This is a genomic window from Verrucomicrobiota bacterium, assembly GCA_037139415.1.
GTDB lineage: Bacteria > Verrucomicrobiota > Verrucomicrobiia > Limisphaerales > Fontisphaeraceae > JBAXGN01.
On sequence record JBAXGN010000032.1, the window covers coordinates 23,012 to 49,573 of the forward strand.

The window sequence follows — 26,562 nt, forward strand, 5'->3', positions numbered from 1 at the left end:
CCTGAACGCATGGACGATAACGGACTCATCTTATTTTTGAAAGGGATGGCGGTTTTCACGCTCATCCTGCTCAATGGTTTTTTCGTGGCGGCAGAGTTTGCCTTCGTGAAGCTGCGGGATACCCAACTGGAGCCACTGATCCTCAAGGGGCATCGCCGGGCCAGCATCGCGCGCCGCATCATCCACAATGTGGAACAATGCCTGAGCGCCACGCAGTTGGGCATCACGCTGTGCGGGATGGGCCTGGGCGCACTGGTGTACCCGGTGTATGAAGCACTGCTCGCGCCGGTGTTTCTGTTGCTGGAGGTGCATTCCGAAGTGACCCGGCGCACCACCGCCATCATTTTCGGTTTTGTCATCAGCACGGTGTTGTTGATTGTGATTGGCGAATTGGTGCCCAAAGCCCTGGCCATTCGCAAAACCCTGCCCACCGCGCTGGCGGTGGCGAAACCATTGGAATGGTTTTTCAAGCTGACTTACCCCTTCATCTGGACGCTGAATCACCTGGCCAATTGGTTCCTGCTGCAACTCGGCATCCAGCCCGTGCCGCATGGTGCCGCGCACTCGGAAGAGGAAATCCGGCTGCTGGTTTCCTCCGCGCAACAACAAGCCGGCGCCACCAAGTTGGGCCGGGACATCGTGTTGAACGCATTGGAACTGCGGCGGCGCGTGGTGCGGGAAGTCATGCGCCCACGCCAGGAAATCACCGTCCTGAACACCGAAGCCACGATGGAGGAGTGCCTGGAGGTGGCGGATAAGACCCGATTTTCACGTTTCCCACTCTGCGAGCATGGCGACCTGGATCGCACCATCGGTGTCATCCACATCAAAGATTTGTACGCCATGCGCAAACGCGTGGCCACCGCCCGGGGCCTCATCCCGGTCAGCAAAAAAATCATCTATCTGCCACCCACGGCCCGGTTGGAAAGGCTGCTGGCTTTGTTCCTTGACCGAAAGCTGCACATGGCTGTGGTGGTGGATGAATATGGCGGCACCATCGGCATGATCACGCTGGAAAACATTCTCGAAGAGCTGGTTGGTCAAATCCAGGATGAGTTCGATCAGGAAAAACCGCTCTGGGTAAAAACTGACGTTCAAACTTGGGAGATCGAGGGGACGCTGCCACTGCATGAGCTGGCCGATCTCATTAATGAGCCGATGAGCGCCGAGGGAATTTCCACGGTGAGCGGCTGGGTCACCCAACGCCTGGGTGGTTTCCCGAGGGAAGACAACGTGGTGCCGGTGGGGCGCTATGAATTGCGCGTGCTGGAAGCGGATGCCACGCGCGTCGTCCGGCTGAAGGTCAGCCGGATTTCCGAGGCCAGCGCAACGCCGGAATCGGGCAATGCGAGCTGATGATCTGCAGGCTACCACCGCGTAGGCGATGCCGTCTGGAAGGTGTGGGCTTGAGCCATGATTCAACCCCGTTGGGGCGAACTGGAAAGCTTCTGCTCCATCGTTGAAACGGATAGTTCCGTCGGTTTACGCGGTGGCTGATTGGCCAACCAACCTTCCACCCCCAACGCCAGCAAGGCCAGGAGAAGAAACGGCAGGAAGGTGTCGAGCGACGATTGCATTTTGCGGGCTTCGGCGGCCACCGATTCGGCGTCTGAGAAATTACGAACCCCGTAGCTCAGGCCGGCCAGCGCCGGGACTTTATCGCTCGCAATAAACTGGCGCACGCCTTCCTTGCTGGAAGAACGCACCGCCACGCAGTACATTTTTTTCCCGGCGGTAACGGCATACACTCCGGTTCGCGGAAACACCGGGCGGTTGGCGGATTCGCCTTTCCATTCAATCACACTGCCGGAGATGGTCTTGATTTCCATCGCCGGAGAATCCTCGGGCACCTGCACCAAACGCTCACCCGCCACCAGCGACACAATGAGGTCGGGCATCTCTTCACCCGCCAGTGCCATATTTTGCAATAGCGCCAGGCTGCCGCCTTTCAGCGGCAGTGTGCTCCAGGTTGGGTCCATGGCTACACCGCTGTAAAACACCGTGCCCTTCCCTTTTTTACGTTGCGCGAGCAACACCCGCCCATCCTCCAACCCCATCAACGGATTGACCTGCTCGGTAACTTTCAAGGGCAGAAACTTGAACGCCTTGAGGCCGCGCAAAACGAGTTCACCGCGGGTATTGCGCAGATCGGCATACACCGGCGCATCCGGTTTGAAGGCGAGCATGGGCAAACCTTGCTCCAAGGCGATCAATGGTTCAGTGCTGGCGCCAATCCAATCCGTAGCCCCACGCGCCGGATCAGCAGAACTAGTGGACGGAACGATCAAGACGTTGCCGCCCTGCTCAATAAAGTTCTGCACCGTTTGCCGCTCCGCCTGGCGTGCGGGCAGGTTGTGCCAGGGAATCACGAGCAACACCGGTTTGCGGTCCAAAATCGCATCGTTCATGGCCGCCGGTTCAACGTAATCAGGGACGAGGCCGGTGAATTTACCGTCGCCGGAAGGCGACAACGCAGTGGGAAGTAGTCCGAACTCCTCGCGCGCCCCGATGAACAGCGCCAGGCGTTTATCCATGCACGAAAACGCCAGACTGGCTTTGTTATCCGCCGCAAAACTGTCTCCTTCAAACCAGACGTTGACCCAATGCAGCCCGGGATTGAGCGGATCGAGCAGCATGGCGGCTGATTTTTCCGAGCGCGCCGGAATATTGAACTCGGTCAGCCCCTTATTGCCTTGATCATCAGACCAGTTAAGCCGTCCGCGCACTTCCAACTCGCCAGCATTGGCCAGATCCAGGGTGAGGGGAATTTTGCGGCCAGCGAGAATCTTGCGTTCAGGCAGGCGCACCCCAACCAGACTGGCATTACCCTCACGATCCGTTTGGGTGGGGATGCGATGTACAATCACCACCGTCCCCGCGCGGGGATTGCGCAGGCTGACGGATTTGGTCCATTCGACTTCTTGAAGGTCGGAAAAAATGTGAATTTCATAACGGGTGGCGGCACTGCTTTCCAACAGGGCGACGGCGCGGGACAATGCCTGGGCAGCGGAACCGGAAGCCTCCGTCTCCTTGATGTGCGAGAGTCCCGTTTTTAAAGCGGTTTTATCCGCAATCAAGCCCGGCGGCAACGGCACCGAAACGTCCTCCACCAACAGCACAATGCCGGCGGAATCCTTGGGTTGCAGGCTGGCGATCAATGCCTGAGCCCCATCCACCGCAACTTTCAACTTGGTCTGTTCGCCTTTGAACCTGCCGCTCATCGAACCGGAGTTATCCACCATGACCACCATGGCAATGCTTCCGCTGGAACCCGCGCCAAACCAAACGATTTTGCTCAGCGCCAACAGCAGGAAAAGAATGAGCAGGGTGCGCAGGAGCAGGATGAGGTATTCCATGATCCGACGACGCGAACTGAGCTTGGGGTCAATCCGGTGAAAGAACATCAGCGATGGAAATGGGCGCGGACGTTTCTTGATGCGGAAAAACAGGTGAAACAGAATGGGCAGCGATGCCAACGGCAGCAGCCAGAGAAAGAGCTGATGGATGATCGTAAAACTCATGGCCTCAGCTTCTGGTCACCCGCATGTGCATGGTATCCTCGATGGATTTGCGGGTCTCCACGAGATGATAATCCGCCAGGCAATCCATGCAGCCCTTGCTCAACCGCTCGATAAACCGCTGCACCTCGTGCGCATAGGCGTCGCGAATTTCATCCGCCTGCACCACCAGTTTATGGCTGGTCTCCAACTCCTTGAGTTCCACCAATCCCGCAAACGTAAGGCGAATTTCCGCCGGGTCGAGCACATGCATAACGGTGACTTCATGGCCATTATGGTGCAGGTGCCGGATGCCGCGCAACGTGCCAGCAGTATCATTCAATAGGTCGGAAATGAGAATAATCAGGCTGCGCGACTTGACCTGCTCAGCGACCTTATGCATGGCTTCTTCAATCTTGCTGCGCCCGGACGGCTGGATGTCTTCGAGGCCAAGCAATAGCGGACGCAACCCTTCAAGGTTCCCGGTCGGCTGGAACATCCGATGAATATCATCGTTGAAAAACATCATCCCCACCGAGTCACTCTGGGAAACCAGGACATAGGCAAAACTGGCCGCCAAATAGCAGGCGTAATCCATCTTGGTATGGATGCCTTCGTCCTTGAAATTCATGCTCTCCGAGGTGTCCAGCAGGACAAAGGCGCGCATGCTGGTTTCCTCTTGGTATCGGCGAATCACATAACGATCCGTGCGCGCATACACCGCCCAGTCAATCAGGTTGGGCGGATCGCCCCGGGTATATTCACGGTAGTCCGCAAACTCCACGGAGGAACCATGATGCGGCGATTTATGCTGCCCTTGGCGCCCGCCTTCCATGGGACGGCGCACCGAGATTCCGCTGTTGCGCAAGCGGTCGGCCAATTCCGGCGGCAGAAATTTATAGGCGGCGGTTTTCACCCGGCATCGCTCACTTGGAATAATCCGGTTCCTTGACCGTTTCGAGGAGCTTTTTGACGATGTCGTCCGTGTTGACGCCTTCGCTGGCGGCGGCAAAGTTACAGAAAATACGGTGGCGCAGCACTGGCAGGGCATGCACGCGCAAATCAGCGCACGAAACACTGAACCGGCCTTGCATCAGGACACGAGCCTTGGCAGCCAGCAGCAGGTATTGGCCGGCACGCGTTCCCGCGCCCCACCGCACCCAACGCTTGATAAAGTCCGGAGCCTCCTCGCCATCTGGACGGGTAGCACGGATTATCCTCATGGCATACAGGGCCACGTGTTCACTGACCGGCACCTGCCGCACCAAATCCTGGAATTCCATGATGCTCGCACCATCCAGCACTTGTTCGATGGTCCACTTGACCTCACGCGTCGTCTCCAACAACACCCGCTGCTCGTCTTCCAAATCAGGATACCGCAAGTGTACGCAAAACATGAAGCGGTCCAACTGCGCTTCTGGCAACGGATACGTGCCTTCCTGCTCAATCGGATTTTGGGTAGCGAGCACCATGAACGGATTTGGCAGATCCATGGTCTGGCCCGACGCGGTCACGCGCCGCTCTTGCATCGCTTCAAGCAACGCTGCCTGGGTCTTCGGCGGCGTGCGGTTAATTTCGTCCGCCAGTAGCAGGTTGGTAAAAATGGGCCCCTTGTGGAATCGAAAACTGCGCCGCCCCGTCACCGCGTCTTCTTCCAAAATATCCGTGCCAGTGATATCCGAAGGCATCAGGTCCGGGGTGAATTGAATACGCTTGCTGTCCAACGCAATGGCGGATCCCAGCGCCTTGACCATAAGGGTTTTGGCCAGCCCAGGCACCCCAATCAACAAACAATGCCCGCGCGCAAACAACGCCGTCAAAATTTCATCCAATACCGGCTTCTGCCCAATGACAATCTTGCCAATCTCGTCCAGAATACGCTTATGTGCAGCATTCAACTTGGCAATGGACTCGGTCGGATTGTCGAGCTTGATTTCCCCGCCTAGCTTGACCTCCATCGGTTTAACTTCCGGCGCCTTGGCGGGCGGCGGGGTGGGTGGCTTCGGTGCAGTTGCCGCCACTGTGGGCTCTGGTACCTTGCCGGTCTCGGCTTTGGCAAGCTCCGGCTTCGGTTCCGGTTTACTTTCCGTAACCATCGGTGGTGGCGGTGTTGGTTCGCTGCTGGCAGGTTTGGTCTCGGGGACTGGCTCGCTCCCCTTGATTTTCACCTTGATCGGAGTTGCCTTGGCGCTTTCCGCCGGTGCCTCAGCCACAGAAAAGGTAAATTCAACTTCGCCCAGGCTGAACACTGCGCCTTCGACCAACGGCATTGAACGGACCACCTGTCCATTTACCAGAATGCCATAGGTGCTGCCGTCATCCTGCAAGGTGAATTTATCGCCTTCCCGCACCACCACCGCATGATGGCGGGACAGGGATTGGGCGGGAATCCAGAGATCATTGGCCTCGGAGCGGCCAATCCGCGTGCGATCCTTCAGGTTCACCTGCGTCACCCGATCATTCAATTTGTATTTAAGGCTGGGCATAAATTTTGGTTAGCGTAAGCAACTTTTGAAAAAAAAGCAAAGGCTCTGTTTCGTTGCACGAAACCGAGCCTTGATAAAGCGAACCCAACAGACCGATATTTAACTCGCATTGCTTCACCATCTGTCGTAACCGTCGAGCAAGGAGACTGGCAAATCCGAAATCCGAAATCCGAATTCTTTGGGTCCGCCTCCTTACCTCGGCGGCTACGCGGTGCGGGTTAATGCGTCATCGTGTACATCACCATGTTCACGCCAAGCTGGGCGGCGGATTCGGGATCGTACCCTTTGGCCAGAGGATGATCCATACCCTGCCAGCCCATCTCGATATCAAACGGACTGTAGATCACCTTGATGTCACCGCCAATGGTGATGCCTTCCAGCAACGGAGATTTGAGATCCGGCATCAAACGCTGGACCGCCGGAGTATAATGTACTTCGCCAATCTTATAGACGGAGCTATACAACGGATGGCTGGGCGGGATGACTTTTAGCTCGGCATCCGGCAAAATACGGCGCAACTCGCGCTTGGCCGCGATATCAAACGTGCGCAACCCCAAACCGTTGTTGACGAACAAGGTGCCGCCGCGATTGAGAAACTGGCGGATGCTGCTGACGGCGGCATCATCCAGATAGAAATTATCCAAGCCGGTCAGGTACAAGAAGGTGTACGAGGAAATATCATCCTTGCCCGGCAACACCGGCACCCGTTTGAGGCTGACTTTGATGGACGTATCCTGGCGCATCCGGCGCAGGAGCGCGGCAGCACCGCCAGAATGCACGTTCCAAGCACCCTCATGTTTGATCTGGGCAAACACGAATTCATCCGTGGGATGCTTTTCATCCAGCGTACCGAATAACTCCGGTTTGGAGGATTCGCGGGCAACGTTGGCATAACCGATGGCATACGAGACAATGTTCACGCCCAATTTGTTGGCGGAGGGGATATCGTAATAAACGGCCTGTTGAAGGAACGGCACCTCGCGGTCATCCCAGCCGCAACCCATGCCATACTTGGAGAGCAACACACCAATGCGAGAATTGATGTAAAGGCCCTCCAGCATCGGCTTGTCGGAGGTATTGTTCTTGGGATACTTCACTTTATCCACGTCGGTCATCATGTGGTACACCGGGTGGTCATACGGCATCTCGCGCCAGGGGATTTCCGGGAAGGCCTGTTCCATGGACTTCTTGAACGAGGTATAGAAATACGGCGAACCGGCTATGTTGTCGGCGATGATCATGCCGCCTCGCAGCACATAATTACGCAGTTGTTCCAACTGTTTCTCAGAAAACTTGAGGGTGCGACTCCCGCTGAAGAACAATACCGGGCTCTTGATGGGATCCCAGTGAAACGCGGACAAGCTCATGGCCTCCGAACCATAGGGGGTGCCGACGGTACCGCTGGCTTTCTGCATGATCTGCTGCAAGTCGGCCGGGCACTGGTTCCAATCCGCAACCTGGGCGGCACGACCATTCTCGAACTTGTATTCGGCGGTGTCACCCCAGATGACCTTGGTGAGCAGTTTGGGGGGAGAAGGATCGCGTTTGCGCTCAGAACGACGCAACGGGGTAGCCGGCAAAGGCAGTGGTGCCACGCCTTCACCACCGTTGATGCGCCGCGGGGCAGCCTGAGGGGGGGGACCTAACGGCACTAACCATTCATTCTCACCAGCCAGCAACTCAAGGCCAGTCAATACAACCAACGCCAAGGCAATGCGCTTCTTCATAGTTTAGTCGGTTCGGTCTAAATGCACTGTGAAACTATCCCCTTTGACGCTTAAAAGCAAGTATTATATTCACAGTTTGACGCAGTAACAGGGCTGCATCAAGCTCGGTTTGGTTCACGCTGGAAGCGGCGGTTCGGGGGTTCCCATGGCCGCGGAATTACCCGCAAGAAAGTGAATCCATTTAAGCCGATTCCCTCAGCCGGATAATGATATCCTCTCCCCGAGGGAGAGGATATAGGTGAGACTTCCCCGAACAGCAGAATTTCGCTCTTTGAACCCATGAACCTGGAAGTGAGGGTTCGTGGGGAGGGGTACGGAACCACAGACCCTGCCCACCTCGTAGTATTCGTAACGCACCAACGCGCTTGAGGCAGCCCTGACGTGGTAATGGCTTGCCAAACATACGTTTTCAAAGGATCATCGGGCACCATGAAAACACACACATCAACCTCCCGACGGTCTTTTCTGGGCCTGACCGCCGCCACGCTGGCTACCGTTAGCATGGTAGGTATTGCCAAATCTGCCACGGCTGAAAAAACGCGACTGCCCATCGGGTTCATGGGCGTGACCCATTCGCATGGATTGGAGAAGCTCAAAGTGATCATGGCGTCGCCCGATTACGAACTGGTTGGGGTATGTGAACCGGACGAAGCGGCCCGCACGCTTTGCGAGAAACTGGGAGCCAAACTGGTCACGCAAACGGAACTGCTGGAACGAAGCCAGGTGGTGGCCGTGGAATCGGCAGTGCGTGATCATGCGCGGCAGGCAATGCTGGTCCTGAAAGCGGGCAAACATGTTCACGTGGAAAAACCGGCGGCCACCAACTTGGAGGATATGCGGACCCTGATCGCCTTGGCGAAAGAGAAAAAACGTCTACTCCAGTGCGGTTACATGTGGCGTTATCATCCCGGTCTGAACGCCATGCTGGAAGCCATGCGGCAAGGCTGGCTGGGGGACGTGTTCCTGATCCGGGCCAGCATCGTCAATTCGCTGCCTGCCGTCCGCCGGGGTGAATGGGCGGAGTTTGCGGGTGGCTCCATGTTTGAACTGGGTTCCCACCTGGTGGATGCCACCGTGCGGTTCCTCGGCAAACCCAAATCCGTGACGCCGTTCCTGCGGCGGCATGGCCGGTTCAATGACGACTTCAAGGACAACAACGTGGCAGTGCTGGAATTCGACTCCGCCATGGCGGTCCTCACCAATACGTCATTGCAGGGAGCGTCCACCCCGGCACGCGCGTTTGAAGTGCTGGGCACTCGTGGCTCAGCCATCCTCCAGCCCATCGAGCCACCAGAACTCAAGTTCGATTTTCTGGCGGCAGTGGGGCCATACCAGAAAGGCCGGCAAACCGTGCCGCTCACCTACCGGCGTTACGAAGCGGATTTCGTGGAGTTGGCTGCCGCGATGCGCGGCGAACGGGCATTGACGGTTTCCCTCGACCAGGAATTGCTGGTGCAGGAAACCGTGCTGCGCGCGAGCGGCATGTTGTGAAATAAGTGATGGACGCTTCATTGACGCATTCCGGGTTTGCATCCGGCGATTTTTCACGGCAGACTCCGGCTGCAACATGAAAACAAACATGACACACTTTGTTCGTTACAGTGTAATCGCCGCACTGGTCGGTATTGCTCTGGCACTCCAAGCCGCGCAACGCCCCAATATCCTGTACATCATGTCGGATGACCATGCAGCGCATGCAATCAGCGCCTATAGCGGCGGGCGTCTGAACCAGACTCCCAATCTGGATCGCATCGCCAAAGAGGGCGTGCGGTTCGACGCGTGTTTTGTCGTTAATTCCATCTGCACCCCCAGCCGCGCCACGATCCTGACCGGCAAGTACAGCCACCTAAATGGCTGCCCGACCTTCAACCGTCTGGATGGTGCGCAACCGACTGTCTCGAAGTTGCTCCAAGCCGGCGGCTACCATACCGGCATGATTGGTAAATGGCACTTGGGCAGTGATCCCACCGGCTTTGATTATTGGAATATTCTCCCCGGCCAGGGGCGATACAACGATCCCATCTTTTATGATAAAGCGGGTGCGCGACTCTATCCCGGGTATGTCACGGATATCACCACCGATCTGGCGATTGGCTTCATCACGAATCGCCCTCTGGATAAGCCGTTTTTCCTGATGTGCCATCACAAAGCGCCCCACCGGGAATGGACCCCGGATGAAAAACACCGCAAGCAGTTTGAAAACAAGGTCATCCCGGAATCCCCCACCCTGTATGACGATTATGCCACGCGCACCGATGCCCTCCACGAACAGGAACAGTCCGTGTTTCGCGACTTGACACGGCGCGACCTCAAATTAACGCCCCCCGAGGACCTGAAAGGCCCGGCGCTGGCCAAGTGGTACAACACCAAACCCATGGAAGTGGAGATCGAGGTGGATGGCAAAAAGAAAACCCTCACCGGCGATGCCTTGAATAAATGGAAATACCAACGGTATCTGCAGGATTACCTGGCCGTGGTGCAAAGCGTGGATGATAACGTGGGACGGCTCATGGAGTACCTGGAGAAAAACGACCTACTAAAAAACACTGTGGTTATTTACACCAGCGACCAGGGCTTCTTCCTCGGTGATCATGGGCTGTACGATAAGCGCTTCATGTACGAAGAATCGTTGAAGATGCCGTTCATGGTGCGCTGGCCGGGAATCATTACCCCCGGCAGCGTTCAGAAAGCCATCGCCATCAACCCCGACTTTGCCCCGACGTTCCTCGACATCGCCGGTCTGGCCATCCCGTCCGACATGCAGGGCCGCAGCCTGGTACCCCTCTTCAAGGGTGAACCGCCTGCGGACTGGCGCGCGGGCATGTACTACCGCTACTACCACGACCCCGGTCATCATAATACCCGCGCGCATTACGGCATCCGCACGGACACCCATAAGCTTATTTATTTTTGGAAAAAGGACCAATGGGAATGCTTCGACATGATCAAGGATCCGATGGAATTGAAAAATATCTACCAGGATCCGGCTGCCCAACCCATCGTTGCGAAGCTCAAGGAACAACTGTATCAGCTCAAAAAGGAGTTGAAGGACGAGGATCAATTTGCTGCCCAGCAACCTCCCGACGGAGTGGATGGTCCCCCACCCGCCTGGGCACCGGACTTTACTCCCCCACCAGGAACCGTCCTCCCAGGAGCGGGCAAGAAGAAGCAGGCTGGGGCTGGCAGTCAATAATCTGAAGCCGAGGCAGTATTTTCGAGAATCCATGAACGCCGCCGTCATTGTTGCCGCGGGCAAAGGCACCCGCATGGGGCCAGACCGCGATAAGATATTTCTGGAATTGGCCGGACGCCCGGTCATCGCCCATACGTGGAACCGCTTTGATAGCGCACCTTGCATTGACACCATCGTCCTTGCCGTGCGCGAGGGAATGCAGTCTGCCTTCCAAGAGATTGCCGCCCAATACGGATTCCGCAAACCGTACCAAATCATCGTGGGCGGCAAGGAACGCCAAGACTCTGTGTGGAATGGCATTGCGGCTTTACCAGCCGGGACGGATCTGGTGGCCATTCATGATGGTGCGCGCCCTTGCGTCACCCATGCGCTCATCGCTGCCACCTTGCAGGCCGCCCGTGAAACCGGGGCGGCAGTAGCCGGACAAAAAATCACGGACACCATCAAAGAGACCGAGGACGGTTCAGTTATCGCCCGCACCGTGGACCGTTCACGGCTTTGGTCCGTGCAAACGCCGCAGAGTTTCCGTGTGACCGTGATCAAGCAAGCCATCCGCACCGCCAAAGCGCAAGGACTGAACCTGACGGATGACACCGCGGCCTGTGAACTCATCGGCCAGCCGGTGCGGTTGGTGGCGGGTGAATCGCCCAATCCCAAAGTAACCGTGCCATCCGATCTGCCCTACATTGAATTGTTGTTGAAAAACGGCTGAAGACCGCCAAATCATTCCGCGTTGAATATCGGCAGAGTGCGCTATATTGGGTCTGGCAACTAATTTACTGACTCGATAATGCCTGATGCAAATCCAAATCAAACTCCAGTCCCTGTAGAATGGCTGGTAAGCGGGATGACGTGCAATAACTGCGCACGGCACGCCCAGGAAGCGTTGGCGGCAATCCCCGGAGTAGCTGGCGTCACCGTGCGTTTGGAAGCCGGCACCGCAACCATCCGCTGGCAACCATCCGCGACGCCGGATGAAAACTTGGTCCGCCAAGCGCTTCGCCAGGCCGGGTTTGACGGGAAACCAGTGGTGCATGCAGCGGGAAATTCGGCACCAAAAACCAAGCCCACTGCCATGAATGGCTGGCAGGTGAATGTGTTATTGGGTTCCACCGTCACCGTCATCTTGATGGCCTGCGAATGGGGACTGGGCGTTGGGATGCAGCGCTGGTTCCATTGGCTGGCCTTTGCGCTCGCGTTACCGGTCCAGTTGGTTTGTGGCGCGCGCTTTTATCAGGGAGCCTGGCGGCAGCTTAAAGCCGGCCACTCGAACATGGATACCTTGGTATCCCTGGGTTCCACGGTGGCGTTTGCCTATAGCGTTTGGGGATTAGTCCAGGGCGGGACGCCGCACCTGTTCTTCCTGGAATCGGCAGCCATTATCACGCTGATCAGCATCGGCCATTGGATTGAGGCGCGCGCCAGCGCCAAGGTCGCTAGCGCGCTTGAGGCGATGCTGCACTTGACTCCTGCCACCGCCCGCCGATTGCAAAACATGACCGAAACCGAGGTGCCGGTGGCAACGTTGCAAATGGGCGATTCCGTGGTGCTCAAGCCCGGTGACCGAGTTCCCGTGGATGGCACGGTGGCCTTTGGCGGTTCCGCCGTGGATGAATCCATGCTCAGTGGGGAATCCCTGCCCATAGACAAAAACCGGGGGGATAAATTATACGCGGGCACCCTCAATCAGAGTGGCCGGCTGGTCATGCGGGTGACGGCCACGGGCGAAGCGACCGCGCTGGCCCGCATCATCACGGTGGTCGAACACGCCCAGCAGAGTCGCGCGGCCATCCAACGGCTGGGGGATCGCGTAAGCAGCGTATTTGTGCCAGTCGTTATTCTCATTGCACTGGCAACCGCCGCACTCTGGTTTTGGAATGCCGCCGGGATGCACACCGTGCAGCAGTGGGCGTCGCAATTTCTTTGGGCGGCCGAGCCCCACGGGAACATTTTTGCCGCCGCCATCATGCATGCGGTGGGGGTATTGATCATCGCTTGTCCGTGTGCCATGGGCTTGGCTACGCCGGTCGCCATCATGGCTGGCACCAATGCCGCCGCGCGCCGCGGCATCCTGATCCGGGATGGTCAAGCCCTGGAAAAATCCGGCCACATCACCGCCGTGCTGTTCGATAAAACCGGCACCCTGACCACCGGCAAAGTAAGCGTCGCCGCCGTGCAGGATTTGCGCGCAAAGGACGAACGCACCGTGCCAGTGGAAACCCTGGCCGCGTCCTTGGCTCAAGCCTCCACCCACCCGCTGAGTCAAGCCGTGGCCCGATTATTAACCTCCCCTGCCCTCGCATTAAACGACTGGCGGGAAATTCGCGGGTGCGGCGTTCAAGCGGTGACGGCTGCCGATCCGGCACTAACGCTTCGCCTGGGTTCGCTGAGTTGGCTGGCCGAGAATGGCGTGGAACTGGCACCCGCCCAGTCCTTCACGGATACCTGGAGCCAACAAGGCGCTTCCCTGTTGGGGCTGGCCAGGGGAAATCAGTTGCTCGGCATCATCGCCCTGAGCGATACCCTTAAACCGGCTGTGGGGGACGTGGTCCGATTGCTGACCATCCAAGGGAAAAAAGTATTTCTAGTAACCGGTGATCATGCGAGCACGGCCACTGCGATTGCCCGGGAGGCCGGAATCCCGGCGACGAATGTCTTTGCCGGGGTGCGGCCTGAAAACAAGGCACAGATTGTCAGCCACCTCCAGCAACAGGGAGAACGGGTGGCCTTCGTGGGCGACGGCATCAATGACGCCCCGGCCTTGGAGCACGCCGACCTCGGCATCGCGGTGAGCCGGGCCTGCGATGTCGCTCGCGACGCGGCGGACATCGTACTCATCAAGTCCGATCTGCACGGCATTCCCGAGGCGCTGGACTTGGCGCAAGCCACCTTGCGCACCATCAAGCAGAACCTGTTCTGGGCGTTTTTTTATAATGCCGCCGCCGTGCCGCTCGCCGCCTTGGGATTCTTCAACCCCATGGTCTGCGCCGCCGCCATGGGCCTATCGGACATCGCCGTCATCGGCAACGCCCTGCGATTAAACCGGCGGCATTTTCTCACGCCACCTAAAGCATGAATCATGAGTTGACTTGTGTGCCACTTTGATGCTCATTGCGATCATGACAGTGACGATGACATCACGCCAGACGCCAAAGCGGGAGCGGTTAGTGGCCCGTGTTTCCGCCGAAGATAAGGCGATTATCAGCCAAGCGGCGGCCATTGCCGGCCAATCGGTTGGCAGTTTCATCCTGTCGGAAGCGCGAAAAGCCGCCGTGCAGACCCTGGATACCCGCCAGCGCATCCTGCTGAATGCCGAACAGTCGCGTCGGCTGGTCGAAGCCCTCCTCGCGCCACCACGTCCGCCCACCAATCGGATGAAGCGCGCACTGGAACTCTACCGCAAAACGGTGATCTCCGATGTCAACGCTTGAAGCGTGCCGTTTCATATCTGGCTCTTTTGGAAATGGAACAGGATTTCCGACATGGGCAAATTAAGGCGCGTCGCTCATGCCGGCTCGGCAGAACCGTTGGTCGGCGAAGGCATCGCGGCACGCATCAAGACAACATTGTTCTCAGAAGTGGCATCGTAATCCAATTCCCAAGAATCCCCTAATTCGCCAATCCCACCGGTCTTGTCGTCGTAGATGTAGAGTTTCCAAATACCGTAGGGATTGATACTGACCCCAGCTTGTAAAGCGGAAGGTTGTTTTCATCGTCGCCATCGTCGCCAGAGCAGTCCGCCGAAAACGGCCAACCCGCCAAACACCGCCCCCCCCGGCTCCGGCACGGGGGTGAAGACAAGGTTATCCATGTACCATTGTTTGGAGGGAATATCCACTCGCAACAAGTTTTCGGCAAAGCCGCCATCAAATAGGAAAGTCTGCAATGATGTTGAGCCACCACCGGCGGTAGTAAACGCATTTGTGACAACCGAACCATCACTTTTGAAACCATTAAAAACTATTGTCACTGGTGTGTACGAGGGAAGATAGATGGACCCTAAATCCACTGACGATAAACCAAAAGTGGTTTCATTAGTGAGGCTGAAAGTAATGACATCTGGAAGATTAGGGGCACCATTAAAACGCAAAAGTGGCGTGTTACTATACGTTGCAAATTTGACGCGGTAAAGATCATGATATGGTTGTTTTGGAGCAGGTGCAGTCTCCCTGACCCACATGCCGCGTTCATAATAATTTCCCACTACTATGGGAGAGCCCCCCCATGGGGTATCGAAGGTCATGACTTCACCTTGAGCGGCGGGTATTCCCGCAGTAGTGATGAAACCAAACAGCAAGGACCTCAGCCAAACACTGGCCACCATCTTACCAAGAGAACGTGCATGTACATCATTCATATATTCAACCACCGGTTGTTCAACCCGGTCATGTCGCCTTGCTTTCAGGTTTGCGCCGTTGACATCCCCGCCAGGCACCGAAGCCCAATATGCCCAACGCTACAAGCGCACCTGTCCCCGGCTCCGGCACGGGAGTGAATACCAGGTTGTCCATGGCCCAGACTTTAGAGGGAATATCCACCCTGAGCAGATTCTCGGAAAACCCCCCATCAAAGGTAAAGGTTTCAAATACCCGTGAACCATTACCTGCAGTGGTAAAGGTATTAGTAATCGCCAATCCATCCATCTTATACCCGATAAATTCGATCGCGAGAGTTCGGGCTGCTCCAGCATAGATGTCCGCCAAATCTACCGATACAAGGCCAAATGAACTGCCATTAGTCAGGCTAAGCCTCACGAAATCAGACATGACATCGTAACAGTTAAATTGAATATGCGTGGTTGTATTATTTGCATGTTGGGGATAGAGCGCCTCATTCACAGCGGACATCATTGTATATGGTGTTTCAGGTGGCAGCGGTGGCCCACCAATGACTTGGAACTGAAGACCGCTTTCGATGTAATGCATGAAAGACCCCCTGTTTTTTGCTGCCTCAAAGTCAACCACCACTGCACCGGAAGCACTGGTGCCATAGACTAGCAAGGTCACAGCCCATAACAACCCTCTGAATAGTGGGCCGGTGGAGCGTTGACATTGATTCATTGGCGGCTTCGGATTCTGATTAGTATTCATATCGTCACCTTTCACAGGTAAAACAAAGCATCATTCATGCCGAATGGCGGATTTGCTAGGGATTACTCCCAAACAGGGTCAGGTTATTGATCATGGGATATTGATTCGTGGCCTCACGACTCAAACTCAGGCGGAACTCGATATATCTGCCAGCCACATTGGTGAACGCGACGTTGTTGGTCACCGGCAGAAACGCCCCGGATAGCGCACCGCGATCATCATTCGCCCGCACAAACACGTTAATTTCACACCCATTAGTCAACGCGGCATTCCAGGAGATCAGGTTCCACTTCAACCCATTCACCTGGCTATCATGAATGACGGTCCAATAACCTTTGAACGGCTGTAACGAAGGATTCACCACCCGGTTATTCAACCCGGTCATGTCACTGTAGTTATAGGGATGAGCGGGATTCTGATAATCCAAGGTGTGCCCATTGCCATCCCCCAAATGTACCACCCTATCCACCGCGCCGAGACGGTTGGTCAAGCCATCCCTCACCACTTGCGGCCCCGCATTCGGATCAATCCGCATCACATTGTCCGAATAGAAACTGCTCACCCAAATATTGCCATCGGCTGCCACCGAAACACCCGTTGGCCCCAGTCCCACTTGGGCAAAATCATTGGTGGCAAATGCGGTTTGGGGTGACGCGGTTGCCGTCTCTTTCCACTGGAGACGAATCTCTGGATTTCCCCCCGTGTTCTGGTATTCCAAAGTGATGCGGAAGTTGCTGTTCCACGTAATATCCCCGCTCAATTCCAGCACGCCGGGGTCCGGGCTGGTCCAGTTATCCAGATACACCCAGGAATTGTTGTCCAGGTCAGTGATTTTAAGCCGGTATCCGGCTCCGGCATTCGCACTTACATAGAAGGTGTATTCCACGTCGTTGGTGAGGTTGGCCGAGTAGCCGCTCCAGCGCACTGAAAAGTTGGTGGACACGATTCCTTGCGGCAGCCAGTTGGTCCCGTTGTAATTCACCGTCCCCTCCAACCGGGAGGTGGCTATTTCACCCATGGCATTGGTGTTCTGATAATATTCCGCCAGCAACCCTGGCAGGGTCAAATCAATATTGCCCAGCCACGTCGCATTGGTGTTCAAGTGGCCGACCGTGCGGCTGAGTGGAAGATAGCTATGCGCCACCCAAACCTGGCCGTTGGTGTCCACCGTCAAGCCTTGAGAATCCGCGTTGCCATGATAAAAAAGCGTATCGGGCGTGGTGGACACAGTGCCATTGGTCTGCCAGCGAAAGACCGAATTGCCAGAGGTTTGCCAGACATAAGGGAACACCGGGTCCAACGCAATACCGTATGGAGCCGTTCCATCCGCGTATAAATAGGTCCAGTCATTGGTGGTGGGCGGGTAGTTGGTGGAAGGACGCAGCCACATTGCCCCGCCCCACAGCGAGGCAGACCATAGATTCCCCAATCCATCTATCACCCCGCCGTAACCGCCCGCGTATGGATCAAACGCCGAGTCAGGTACAGGCTGGCCAGTTAAACCATTGATTTTTTGGTGGGTTTGTGGGGTGTCTCTGCCGCCCACCCAAATGTCATTAAACCGGTCCACGGCGATGGTCCGCGTGCCAATGCAGGCTACGCGAGTATATTCCGTAATGGCTTCATCCTCGGCGGTGGTCACCCCGCCATAAGTATCCACCTCATTGGCGTTAGACCATGGCAGGACGTTCGCCAGTCCCGTTGAAGTCCGGATATATCCATCGCCATCCCGATCCAGACAGGTGTTGTACGCCGCATCCGCAATCATAACGTATTGCCCTTTGGGATTCGCAACATAATTGGTTCCACTCTTATCGTAGCGCGTGCCACCTAAAATAAGACCAATGCGCGTAATTGAACCACTGGTGAAACTGAGATTGTCTTCGCGATTGGCCACCCACACGTTGCCGTATTGGTCCACCGTGGTTCGAGAAGGACTAGGGTTTGGTACGGGTGCTGTTAAATATTCCCCAATCACCTGCCCATTCGTGGTGTTAATCCGCGCCACAGTGCCACGATCAGAACACGCCACATTGATAAACGGGAACATGGGCGGCAGGTTGGTCTTGAATTGCACCTGATTACTGACCGCCTCCAGACCGCTCATCAACCCCAGGTTGAAATCCGCATTGGAGGAATAGACCTGCGCGTAATCGGAATAGTCCAGAATCAAAGCGGTTGCCTGGTTGGTTGCCCGCCACCGCCCATAATTGGCTATGAACTGGAGAGTGGCGGTTTCAGCGCCTTCAACGGTTGTATCTTGAAGCGGCGTTAGAATCACATCCACACTGGCCTGGTTCGCCGGAATGGTCACCGTCAGGTTGGTTCCGTTGGTGGTGATGGATGATAGCGTATAATCCGTTGCATAAACCGCCGTCCCCGAAGCAAGTAGTTCCACTGTCAGCGCCTCATTGGTAGAGACCGGGTAGTTTCCCAGACGGAAGATACGGAATGTAGCGGTGTTGGTCGCCGGAGGTTCCATCGCCACTCCATCCACAAGTTCTAGCCCCACCAGTTGATCATCCGCTGGATTATTCGTTGCTGTATGGCTTACGAGAAGTTCAAAGGCATCAGTAAATCCCCCGACGTCCGAGTCGTTGGTGGTGCCGAGAATGAAGAAGACCACCGGGCTGGGCGGGTTGGAGAGGGTGAAAAGGTCCGTGATATAGCCGTTGGTTACCCAGGTCCATTGTGAGTTGGTGACGTGGTTCATCACCAGGTTGGTGGTCATGAACAGGTCATAGAGGAAATTGGTCATGCCGTTGCTGATGGTGGTGCTGAGCAGGTTCGAGCCAAAGATGGGAATGGTCAGCATCAAACCATTGGTGGGGCCGGGACCGAAGGTGGGACCGCCGCCACTGGTGCCGCCACCGCCGCCAAACGAGGGTGGCGAAGGAGGGCCGCTGTCGTCCATCGTGTACAGGGTGTTCATGGTCAACCCCGCCCGGCGGGCCAGTATTCGTTGCCGCCGGGATTGATCTTCCTCAGGCGTGATCGGCCCCAGGTTCATGCGCGGTGATTGCTGGGCGAAGTCCCATGCGTAATGCGCCTCGGTGCATTGCCCGCTCCACGCCACCAGTTCGTTAAAGCATCCCTCAGCCGGGTGCCGGCCTTTGCTGGTCGAGCCGACGAATAAACCCCACCGTTCCATGGGCACCAATTGATCCATCGGCCCCGGTCCCGTGCTTTGGTCGTATATCTGGCCGTCCACCATCAACCGGAATACGTTGTTGCTTGCGGAGACGACCACCCCCAGTTGATGAAACGCCCCGGCTTCCCATTGGATGGGCGCGGACAGGAGCAGCTCAGGATCATCTCCCGCAAAGGCGTGGATTTGCAGGCGGGTGCCTTGGGGATTGACGCTCAGGGTCCATCCGCAGGCGGGTGTTCCCGCCACGTCCGTCACCTCGATCAGCACGGCGCGGTGACCGGGACCTTCGCCGCTGGACCAGCCGGGCGCGTAGTACCATCGGAATGAGCCTTCGAGGGGGTTGAAGTTGCGCTTGGGGCCGCTCAAGGCCGGAATATAGCAATAAGACGCTGGTGCTTGATCGCCACCGAGGGCTACCGAATACCCCGCCCAGGAATCAAGCCGGGTGACATTGCGCAGGTAAAGATTGTGCGTGGTGAGTTCCGGGATGAAGAGGTTGCTGGCCCGGTTGGTGGGGAACAATTCAAAACGCTGACGGTAGTTTTCGTGCTCGGGAAGGAAAGGGGTAAGGGGGCGGGGACGCGCGATTACTGACAAAGCCGAAAGACAAAGCAACACCGTCAGAGTTGCAGTAACCCTTCCCAATTTGATTCTCGGCCACCAACCATGGTTTGCCGCCGAATTCGTTTTCATAATTTGACTTACCTGCCCGTGGTTTGCCACGCTCAGGCACTGAATTAAAGAACAATCCCTATGAAAAGTTTTGCTTTTTCATAAGAGATGGTTTGCAGACTACGCTAATGTAAGTGTTCGTCAATAGCATTTGAAAATAATCATCTCTTTCCGTTGCGCGAGGAAACCGCTCGACAAAGGGGAATTCGCCACGTTAGCCTTGCCGCATGGTTGCTGATGAATTTGATGTGAAATATGTGGCCCACCTGGCCCGGCTGGCGTTGACGCCGGAGGAACAGGCCAAGTTGGGGGCGCAACTGGAAAGCATTTTGACGTATGTCAACCAGTTGAAGGAAGTGGATGTGTCGGGCGTGGAACCCACCGCGCACGCGTTTCCGCTCACCAATGTGACGCGCCCGGATGTGGTGCGGCCCTCGCTGCCCAATGAGGACGCCCTGCGCAACGCCCCCGCCAAGGCCAACGGGCTGTTCCTGGTGCCTAAAATCGTCGAATAATCCCGCCCATGCCAAATCAATTGACCATTTCTGCGGCCCGCGCCCAATTGGATCGCCGCACCCTTTCCAGCCGCGACCTGATGCAGGCGTGCCTGAACCGCGTCGCCGCTGTGGAGCCCAAATTACACGCGTTCATCAGCCATGACCCCGCCGATGCGCTGAAGCAAGCCGAGGCGGCCGACCAGCGGTTGGCGGCCGGGGAACGGCTGCCGCTGTTGGGTGTGCCGATTGCCATCAAGGATGTTATTTGCGTCAAGGATCACCCCTGCAATTGCGGTTCCAAAATCCTGGGTAACTTCGTTTCGCCCTACGACGCCACCGTGATTGAAAAGCTGAAGGCCGCCGGGGCCATCGTGTTTGGCCGGGTGAACATGGATGAGTTCGCCATGGGCAGCTCCACGGAAAATTCCGCGTTCGGCACCTCCCGCAATCCCTGGGATCCCACCCGCATTCCGGGCGGCTCCTCCGGCGGTTCCGCCGTGGCCGTGGCGGCGGATGAATGCCTGGCCGCACTCGGTTCGGATACCGGCGGTTCCATTCGGCAGCCCGCCGCCTTGTGCGGGTGCGTGGGGCTCAAGCCGACGTATGGCCGCGTCTCCCGTTACGGGTTGGTCGCGTTTGCGTCGTCGCTGGACCAGATCGGGCCGTTCACCAAGGACGTGCGCGATGCCGCCATTTTGCTCCAAGCCATCAGCGGCCCGGACGGGCGGGACTCGTCGAGCGTGCCGCAACCGGTGCCGGATTATGCCGCTGCGTTGGATGGCAATGTCAAGAGGCTGAAGCTGGGGTTGCCCAAGGAATACATGATCGGCGGCCTGGACCCTGAGGTAAAGCAGTCGGTGGATAACGCCGTGCGCAAGTTCCAGGAGATGGGCGCGGAAATCCGCGAAATCTCCTTGCCGCATACCAATTATGCCGTGGCGACCTATTACGTCATCGCCACCGCCGAGGCCAGCGCCAACCTGGCGCGCTTCGACGGCATCCGCTATTGCGCGCGCGTGGACGGGCCGGACCCCATCGCGCTGTACATGCGCACGCGCGGCGCGGGCTTTGGGCCGGAGGTGAAGCGGCGCATCATCCTGGGCACCTACGTGCTCAGCAGCGGTTATTACGACGCCTATTACCTGCGCGCCCAGAAAGTCCGCACGCTCATTCGCAATGACTTCCTCAAGGCCTTCGAGCAGGTGGACGCCGTCATCACGCCCACCACGCCCACGGCCGCGTTCAAGATCGGCGAGAAATCCGATGATCCGTTGCAGATGTACCTCTCCGATATTTTCACCATCTCCTGCAACCTGGCGGGCATCTGCGGCATCAGCGTCCCGTGCGGGTTCACCGCCCATCCCCGCCTGCCCATCGGCCTGCAACTCCTGGGCAAACCGTTCGGCGAAGCGCCCCTGCTCAAGCTCGCGCACGCCTACGAACAAAGCACGAACTGGCACCAACAAAAGCCAACGCTCTAATTTACCATGGAATACGAAGCCGTCATCGGGCTGGAAACGCACGTTCAGCTCAAAACCAAATCCAAAATGTGGTGCGGGTGCGCCAATGAGTTCGGCGCGGACCCCAACACCAATGTTTGCCCGGTCTGCCTGGGGATGCCCGGCGTCCTGCCCGTGGCCAACGACGAGGCCCTGCGCCTCACCGTGCTCACCGGTTACCTGCTCAATTGCGAAATTCCCCGCTACGCCAAGTTCGACCGGAAGAACTATTTCTATCCGGACATGCCCAAGAATTACCAGGTCACGCAATACGACAAGCCTTCCACCACCACCGGCTGGGTCGAGTTCGAGTATGCCGGGGGCATCAGCCGCGTGCGCATCACCCGCGCCCACCTCGAAGAAGACGTCGGCAAGAGCTTTCACTTCGACCATCACAGCGGCGTGGACTTCAACCGCGCCGGCGTGCCGTTGCTGGAGATCGTCTCCGAGCCCGACCTCACCAACTCGGACATGGCGTATGAATACCTCAATGCCCTCAAGGAAATCCTGATCTACGGCGGCATCAGCGATTGCGACATGGAAAAGGGCATGGTCCGCTGCGACGTCAACGTCAGCGTGCGGCCCAAGGGCGAGACCAAGCTGGGCGCCAAGATCGAAATCAAGAACATGAACTCGTTCAGCGGCGTGCGCCGCGCGCTCGAGTATGAAATCCCGCGCCAGATCGCCGTCGTTACCCAAGGCGGCAAGCTCAGCCAGGAAACCCGCCGCTGGGATGACGCCGCCGGCATCACCGAACTCATGCGCACCAAGGAAGACGCCCACGATTACCGCTACTTCCCCGAGCCGGACCTCATGCCCTTTGAGCCCACCGACGCCTGGCTGGCCGAGGTCAAGGCCCGCGTCGTGGAACTCCCCGCCGCCCGCAAGCGCCGGTTCATCAGCCAATACCAGTTGCCCGCCGGCGATGCCGAGGTGTTCAAGAACGACGTGCCGCTGGGCGATTATTTCGAAACCCTGGCGCGCGGCGCGAAGCACCCCAAGGCCATCGCCAACTGGGTCATCAACAACCTGCGCGCCAAAATGTCCGAGACCAGCACCGGCCTGGCCGAACTCAAATTCCCGCCGTCAGCCATCGCGGAACTGGCCGAGCTGGTGGACAGCGGCAAGATCAGCACCAAGATCGCGCAAGAAGTCTTTGCCGACGTGTTTGCCACCGGTGAAGCCCCGGCCAGCATCGTGGAAAAGAAAGGCCTCGTGCAGGTGAGCGACACGGGCGCCATTGAGAAATTCTGCGATGAAGCCATCGCCGCCAACCCCAAGGCCGTGGCCGATTACAAAGCGGGCAAAATGGCCGCGCTCAATTCCCTCAAGGGCTTGGTAATGAAATTCAGCAAAGGCAAGGCCAACCCGAACCTCGCCGGGGAAACCCTCGAACGCAAACTAACCACGTAGCCGCCGAGGTAAGGAGGCGGATTCCCCATTCCCCTTTCCACGTAGCCGTCGAGATAAGGAGACGGAGTTCGGGAATTAACGTCTAAAAATCCGTCTCCTTACCTTCCAAGATACAGAAGTGTTGAAAAAATGCAGAACATGTTGAATATAAGTATCTTTTGCCCCAGCAAGCGCGGAGCGATTGATTTGCTCGACGGCTACATGGGTGGTTCGGCTTCCCGGGTGGTCACATAGAACTTCCAGTAGCGCTCCCAGAATTCTTCATCCAGGGGATGCATCCGGGGATAGCCCGGCACCATTGCGCCGCTGAACGGCCACTTTCGGGCAGCGGCTACCAACTTGGCGCGCGCCGGATTTTCCAAGACATAGAAGCATGTGGCGGCAAACGCATTTCGGCGGCGCTCTTCCTCTCGCAGCACATGGTCATGCGGTTGGGGTTGCCACTCCCGACCTTGGCCAAGCGCAGGCTTCAACTCGGCGCGCAGGAACTTCATTGCATTGAGTTGGTCGCTCTCCCGGCGCAATCCCATCCAAACCAAATGCAAGTGATCTGGCATCAGGCAATAGGCCGGGCACCAGACCATATAGCGCACCGCCGTATGCAGCAGGATTTCACGGAAGGTGGCGTGAAACGCGGATGTCAGCCATCCGCGTGAACGTTCCTCCAAGGTGTTGGTCCAAAGAACCACCGCGTGCCCTTGGTAATACTGCCGTTCCAATCGCGGCAGGTTGCTTTTAGGTTCAAATGGCATGGTCGTACCGTAGCCAAGCCCATGGGGAAAGCGGAAGAAAAAAATACACCAAGCGTAGCCGTCGAGGTAAGGAGACGGATTCCCTTTCCCGTAGCCGCCGAGGTAAGGAGACGGATTCCCTTTCCCGTAGCCGCCGAGGTAAGGAGGCGGATTCCCCATTCCCCTTCCGCGTAGCCGCCGAGATAAGAAGACGAAGTCCGCGAATTCAGGTTAAAAAACTCCGTCTCCTTACCTCGACGGCTACGCGACGTCAAAATAAATCCTTGCTATGCGGCCCGGAACGGCGCAACCCTACACCCGTGAGCCGCGTTCCTGATAACCGTAAGGAAACTGGCCTGCGCCAACCGGCGGAGGTCAAGGCCGATGCTGTGGCGAAGGAACGTCTGGAGCACCTCGCCTCCGAAGTCGCCCTGAAGACGATTCACGAGCTGGAGGTGTATAAGATCGAGTTGGAAGCGCACAACCGGGAATTGCGCTACACCCAGCAGGAAGTCGAATCCGCCCGCGACAAATACTTTGGCTTCTACGACCAGGCCCCCATCGGTTACCTGACCTTGAGCGAAAAGGACTTGATCCTGGAAGCCAACCTCAAGGCCGCCGAACTGCTGGGCGTGCCCCGGAACGAGTTACTCCGGCAACCGCTCATCCGGTTCATCCTCCCCGACGACCAGGCCCGCTACCGCCAGCATAAAAAACGACTCTGGGATACCGGCGCGCCCCAGCAGTGCGACCTGCGGTTGCTAAAGGAAGACGGCACCGAATTCTGGGTGCATCTCAAAGGCGTCGCCGCGTCGGAGCCAGATGGCACCCGCGTCTGCCGCCTCATCCTGAGCGACATCACCGAGCGCAAGCGCATGGAAGAGACACTGCGGGAGAGCGAGCAGCGGTTCCGAACCCTGACGGAACTGGCCCCGATTGGCATTTACCGGTCCACACCGGACGGCCACTGCACATACGTCAACGACTGCTGGTGTGAAATAAGCGGCCTAAGCCTGACCGAGGCGCTCGGGCTGGGCTGGGCCAAGGCGCTACATCCTGAAGATCGGGACGTCGTCTTTGCGCGTTGGCAGGAGATGGTGGATTCCGCCAGCCACTGGGGAATGGAATACCGTTTCCAAACCCCAGCCGGAAAAGTCACCTGGGTGTACGGCCAGGCCGCCCCGCAGCGCGACGCACAGGGCAAGATTATCGGCTATGTCGGCGTCAATTACAACATCACCGAGCGCAAACAGGCAGAGGCCGAGCGGGAACGGTTGGAAACCCAGACCCGGCAACTCCAGAAGGCCGAGAGCCTGGGCCGCATGGCCGGGGCCATCGCCCACCACTACAACAACCAGCTCCAGGCCGTGATGTTGAACCTGGATATGGCCATGGAAGCACTGCCGCCCCAGGCCGAACCCGCGGAAAGCCTGGCCGGCGCCATGCAGGCCGCCCGCAAAGCGGCGGAAGTAAGCCGCCTGATGGTGACTTACCTCGGGCTGGACCAGGTCAAGCACGAGCTGCTGGACCTCTCTGAAACCTGCCAGAATTACCTGCCCCTGCTGCGCGCCAGCCTGCCGCACAGCGTGAGGATCGACACCACGTGTCTCATCCCCGGCCCCGTCATCCGGGCCAACGCCAACCAACTTCACCAAGTGCTGACCAACCTGGTCACCAACGCCTGGGAAGCCATGGGTGAGACCCGGAGCGCCATTCATCTGGCCATTAATACTGTTCCCGCCACGGCTATCCCCGCCGCCCACCGCTTCCCCATCGGTTGGCAGCCGGATGCGCCGGCCTATGCCTGCCTGGAAGTCGCCGACACAGGCAGCGGCATTGCGGACAAGGACATCGAAAAACTCTTTGACCCGTTTTTTACCACCAAATTCATCGGCCGGGGTTTAGGCCTGCCGGTCGTGCTGGGCATTGCGAAGACCCACCACGGGGCGGTCACCGTGACGAGCGAACTTGGCCAGGGCAGCCGCTTCCGCCTCTTCCTGCCGTTGTCCACCGAGGCGATTGTCCGCCCGCCAGCCCCAACCGTTCCCGCCCGGAAGTCGCTCCTGACGGGCACCATTCTGCTGGTGGAGGATGAACAAACCTCACGCACCGTGGTTGCCCTCGCCCTCAAACGGATGGGCTTTAAAGTGCTGGCGGCAGCGGATGGCGTCGAGGCGGTGGAATTATTCAAGCAGCACCAGGCCGAAACCGACTGCGTGCTCTGCGATCTCACCATGCCGCGCATGAACGGTTGGGAAACCTTGGCAGCCCTCCGCCAGATCGTGCCCATCATCCCGGTGATCCTCGCCAGCGGCTACGATGAAGCGCATGTCATGAAAGACGAACATGCGGAAAAGCCCCAGGCATTCCTGGGCAAGCCGTATGAATTGGACGCCCTGCGCACCACCCTTGAACGCGTGCTGGGGCAGGCGTAACTCCGCACTCCGCATTCCGAAATCGAAGGTTCCCCATTCCGCACTCCGCATTCCGCATTCCGAAATCCGCAATGGAAGGTTCCTTCCCCGTACCGCAGGTTTCCTAACCTGCCGTATCGCCGACTTCCCAGTCGGCAGACCGTTTGGCATTTCCCAACGCTTGCGAATTTT

The 26,562-nt window shown here is 57.6% G+C and carries 18 protein-coding genes; 10 read left to right on the forward strand and 8 right to left on the reverse strand.

The genetic code is table 11. From position 1 onward, the window contains the following. Window positions 1–9: 9 nt before the first annotated feature. Window positions 10–1,356 (forward strand): hemolysin family protein, encoded by a 1,347-nt coding sequence (locus WCO56_07725; protein ID MEI7729446.1) that lies wholly within the window; start codon window positions 10–12, stop codon window positions 1,354–1,356. A 62-nt stretch (window positions 1,357–1,418) separates the two neighbouring features. Here the strand turns inward: WCO56_07725 and WCO56_07730 are convergent, their stop codons facing one another. The 4 genes from WCO56_07730 to WCO56_07745 all read right to left on the reverse strand — a co-directional run bounded on the left by WCO56_07730 (window position 1,419) and on the right by WCO56_07745 (window position 7,710). Continuing rightward, window positions 1,419–3,521, reverse strand: a complete 2,103-nt coding sequence (locus tag WCO56_07730) for a BatA and WFA domain-containing protein (protein MEI7729447.1) — start codon at window positions 3,519–3,521, stop codon at window positions 1,419–1,421. A 4-nt stretch (window positions 3,522–3,525) separates the two neighbouring features. Continuing rightward, window positions 3,526–4,413 carry a DUF58 domain-containing protein gene (locus WCO56_07735; protein ID MEI7729448.1) on the reverse strand — a complete coding sequence of 296 codons (888 nt, stop codon included), beginning with the start codon at window positions 4,411–4,413 and terminating at the stop codon, window positions 3,526–3,528. 10 nt (window positions 4,414–4,423) lie between these two features. Further along, the gene (locus tag WCO56_07740; protein MEI7729449.1) at window positions 4,424–5,983 is read right to left on the reverse strand and encodes an AAA family ATPase; all 1,560 of its coding nucleotides are present in this window, start codon (window positions 5,981–5,983) and stop codon (window positions 4,424–4,426) included. A 218-nt stretch (window positions 5,984–6,201) separates the two neighbouring features. Further along, the gene (locus WCO56_07745) at window positions 6,202–7,710 is read right to left on the reverse strand and encodes a DUF4159 domain-containing protein (protein ID MEI7729450.1); all 1,509 of its coding nucleotides are present in this window, start codon (window positions 7,708–7,710) and stop codon (window positions 6,202–6,204) included. Between the two features lie 429 nt (window positions 7,711–8,139). On the opposite strand from WCO56_07745, the gene WCO56_07750 reads away from it, so the two are divergent. From WCO56_07750 to WCO56_07770, 5 genes are all read left to right on the forward strand, one after another. After that, on the forward strand, window positions 8,140–9,201 hold the full coding sequence (locus WCO56_07750; protein MEI7729451.1) for a Gfo/Idh/MocA family oxidoreductase: 1,062 nt from the start codon (window positions 8,140–8,142) through the stop codon (window positions 9,199–9,201). Window positions 9,202–9,289: 88 nt separating this feature from the next. Further along, window positions 9,290–10,903 carry a sulfatase gene (locus tag WCO56_07755; protein ID MEI7729452.1) on the forward strand — a complete coding sequence of 538 codons (1,614 nt, stop codon included), beginning with the start codon at window positions 9,290–9,292 and terminating at the stop codon, window positions 10,901–10,903. Between the two features lie 31 nt (window positions 10,904–10,934). After that, window positions 10,935–11,615, forward strand: coding sequence for a 2-C-methyl-D-erythritol 4-phosphate cytidylyltransferase (gene ispD, locus WCO56_07760; GenBank protein ID MEI7729453.1), 681 nt, complete (start codon window positions 10,935–10,937; stop codon window positions 11,613–11,615). Between the two features lie 135 nt (window positions 11,616–11,750). After that, a complete protein-coding gene (locus WCO56_07765) occupies window positions 11,751–13,979 on the forward strand; it encodes a heavy metal translocating P-type ATPase (protein MEI7729454.1) in 2,229 nt (742 codons plus the stop codon). Between the two features lie 43 nt (window positions 13,980–14,022). After that, entirely contained in the window at window positions 14,023–14,334 is a 312-nt protein-coding gene (locus tag WCO56_07770) for a DUF1778 domain-containing protein (protein ID MEI7729455.1), read from the forward strand. A gap of 278 nt (window positions 14,335–14,612) precedes the next feature. On the opposite strand, the gene WCO56_07775 is transcribed toward WCO56_07770, so the two are convergent. Genes WCO56_07775 through WCO56_07785 form a run of 3 tightly spaced genes read right to left on the reverse strand, consistent with a single transcriptional unit; the run spans window position 14,613 to window position 19,837 of the window. Next, window positions 14,613–15,260 carry a hypothetical protein gene (locus tag WCO56_07775; protein ID MEI7729456.1) on the reverse strand — a complete coding sequence of 216 codons (648 nt, stop codon included), beginning with the start codon at window positions 15,258–15,260 and terminating at the stop codon, window positions 14,613–14,615. A gap of 28 nt (window positions 15,261–15,288) precedes the next feature. Further along, window positions 15,289–15,993, reverse strand: a complete 705-nt coding sequence (locus WCO56_07780) for a PEP-CTERM sorting domain-containing protein (protein MEI7729457.1) — start codon at window positions 15,991–15,993, stop codon at window positions 15,289–15,291. Window positions 15,994–16,048: 55 nt separating this feature from the next. Beyond that, window positions 16,049–19,837, reverse strand: a complete 3,789-nt coding sequence (locus tag WCO56_07785; protein ID MEI7729458.1) for a hypothetical protein — start codon at window positions 19,835–19,837, stop codon at window positions 16,049–16,051. A gap of 206 nt (window positions 19,838–20,043) precedes the next feature. Between WCO56_07785 and gatC the strand changes: the two genes are divergently transcribed. Genes gatC through gatB form a run of 3 tightly spaced genes read left to right on the forward strand, consistent with a single transcriptional unit; the run spans window position 20,044 to window position 23,225 of the window. Further along, complete coding sequence (gene gatC, locus WCO56_07790; protein MEI7729459.1) at window positions 20,044–20,331, forward strand: Asp-tRNA(Asn)/Glu-tRNA(Gln) amidotransferase subunit GatC; 288 nt, start codon at window positions 20,044–20,046, stop codon at window positions 20,329–20,331. An 8-nt stretch (window positions 20,332–20,339) separates the two neighbouring features. Next, window positions 20,340–21,794, forward strand: coding sequence for an Asp-tRNA(Asn)/Glu-tRNA(Gln) amidotransferase subunit GatA (gene gatA / locus WCO56_07795; protein MEI7729460.1), 1,455 nt, complete (start codon window positions 20,340–20,342; stop codon window positions 21,792–21,794). Between the two features lie 6 nt (window positions 21,795–21,800). Next, window positions 21,801–23,225 (forward strand): Asp-tRNA(Asn)/Glu-tRNA(Gln) amidotransferase subunit GatB, encoded by a 1,425-nt coding sequence (gene gatB / locus WCO56_07800; GenBank protein MEI7729461.1) that lies wholly within the window; start codon window positions 21,801–21,803, stop codon window positions 23,223–23,225. A gap of 197 nt (window positions 23,226–23,422) precedes the next feature. On the opposite strand, the gene WCO56_07805 is transcribed toward gatB, so the two are convergent. Then, window positions 23,423–24,136: a hypothetical protein gene (locus WCO56_07805; protein ID MEI7729462.1), complete on the reverse strand. Its 714-nt coding sequence runs from the start codon at window positions 24,134–24,136 to the stop codon at window positions 23,423–23,425. 140 nt (window positions 24,137–24,276) lie between these two features. Between WCO56_07805 and WCO56_07810 the strand changes: the two genes are divergently transcribed. Further along, complete coding sequence (locus WCO56_07810) at window positions 24,277–26,391, forward strand: PAS domain S-box protein (protein MEI7729463.1); 2,115 nt, start codon at window positions 24,277–24,279, stop codon at window positions 26,389–26,391. Window positions 26,392–26,562 lie beyond the last annotated feature (171 nt).

Coding starts and splice junctions, on each gene's coding strand:
- WCO56_07725 (MEI7729446.1), top strand. CDS start 10: ATGGACGATAACGGACTCATCTTATTTTTGAAAGGGATGGCGGTTTTC.
- WCO56_07730 (MEI7729447.1), bottom strand. CDS start 3,521: ATGAGTTTTACGATCATCCATCAGCTCTTTCTCTGGCTGCTGCCGTTG.
- WCO56_07740 (MEI7729449.1), bottom strand. CDS start 5,983: ATGCCCAGCCTTAAATACAAATTGAATGATCGGGTGACGCAGGTGAAC.
- WCO56_07745 (MEI7729450.1), bottom strand. CDS start 7,710: ATGAAGAAGCGCATTGCCTTGGCGTTGGTTGTATTGACTGGCCTTGAG.
- WCO56_07750 (MEI7729451.1), top strand. CDS start 8,140: ATGAAAACACACACATCAACCTCCCGACGGTCTTTTCTGGGCCTGACC.
- WCO56_07755 (MEI7729452.1), top strand. CDS start 9,290: ATGACACACTTTGTTCGTTACAGTGTAATCGCCGCACTGGTCGGTATT.
- ispD (MEI7729453.1), top strand. CDS start 10,935: ATGAACGCCGCCGTCATTGTTGCCGCGGGCAAAGGCACCCGCATGGGG.
- WCO56_07765 (MEI7729454.1), top strand. CDS start 11,751: ATGACGTGCAATAACTGCGCACGGCACGCCCAGGAAGCGTTGGCGGCA.
- WCO56_07770 (MEI7729455.1), top strand. CDS start 14,023: ATGACAGTGACGATGACATCACGCCAGACGCCAAAGCGGGAGCGGTTA.
- WCO56_07775 (MEI7729456.1), bottom strand. CDS start 15,260: ATGAATGATGTACATGCACGTTCTCTTGGTAAGATGGTGGCCAGTGTT.
- WCO56_07780 (MEI7729457.1), bottom strand. CDS start 15,993: ATGAATACTAATCAGAATCCGAAGCCGCCAATGAATCAATGTCAACGC.
- WCO56_07785 (MEI7729458.1), bottom strand. CDS start 19,837: ATGAAAACGAATTCGGCGGCAAACCATGGTTGGTGGCCGAGAATCAAA.
- gatC (MEI7729459.1), top strand. CDS start 20,044: ATGGTTGCTGATGAATTTGATGTGAAATATGTGGCCCACCTGGCCCGG.
- gatA (MEI7729460.1), top strand. CDS start 20,340: ATGCCAAATCAATTGACCATTTCTGCGGCCCGCGCCCAATTGGATCGC.
- gatB (MEI7729461.1), top strand. CDS start 21,801: ATGGAATACGAAGCCGTCATCGGGCTGGAAACGCACGTTCAGCTCAAA.
- WCO56_07805 (MEI7729462.1), bottom strand. CDS start 24,136: ATGGGGAATCCGCCTCCTTACCTCGGCGGCTACGGGAAAGGGAATCCG.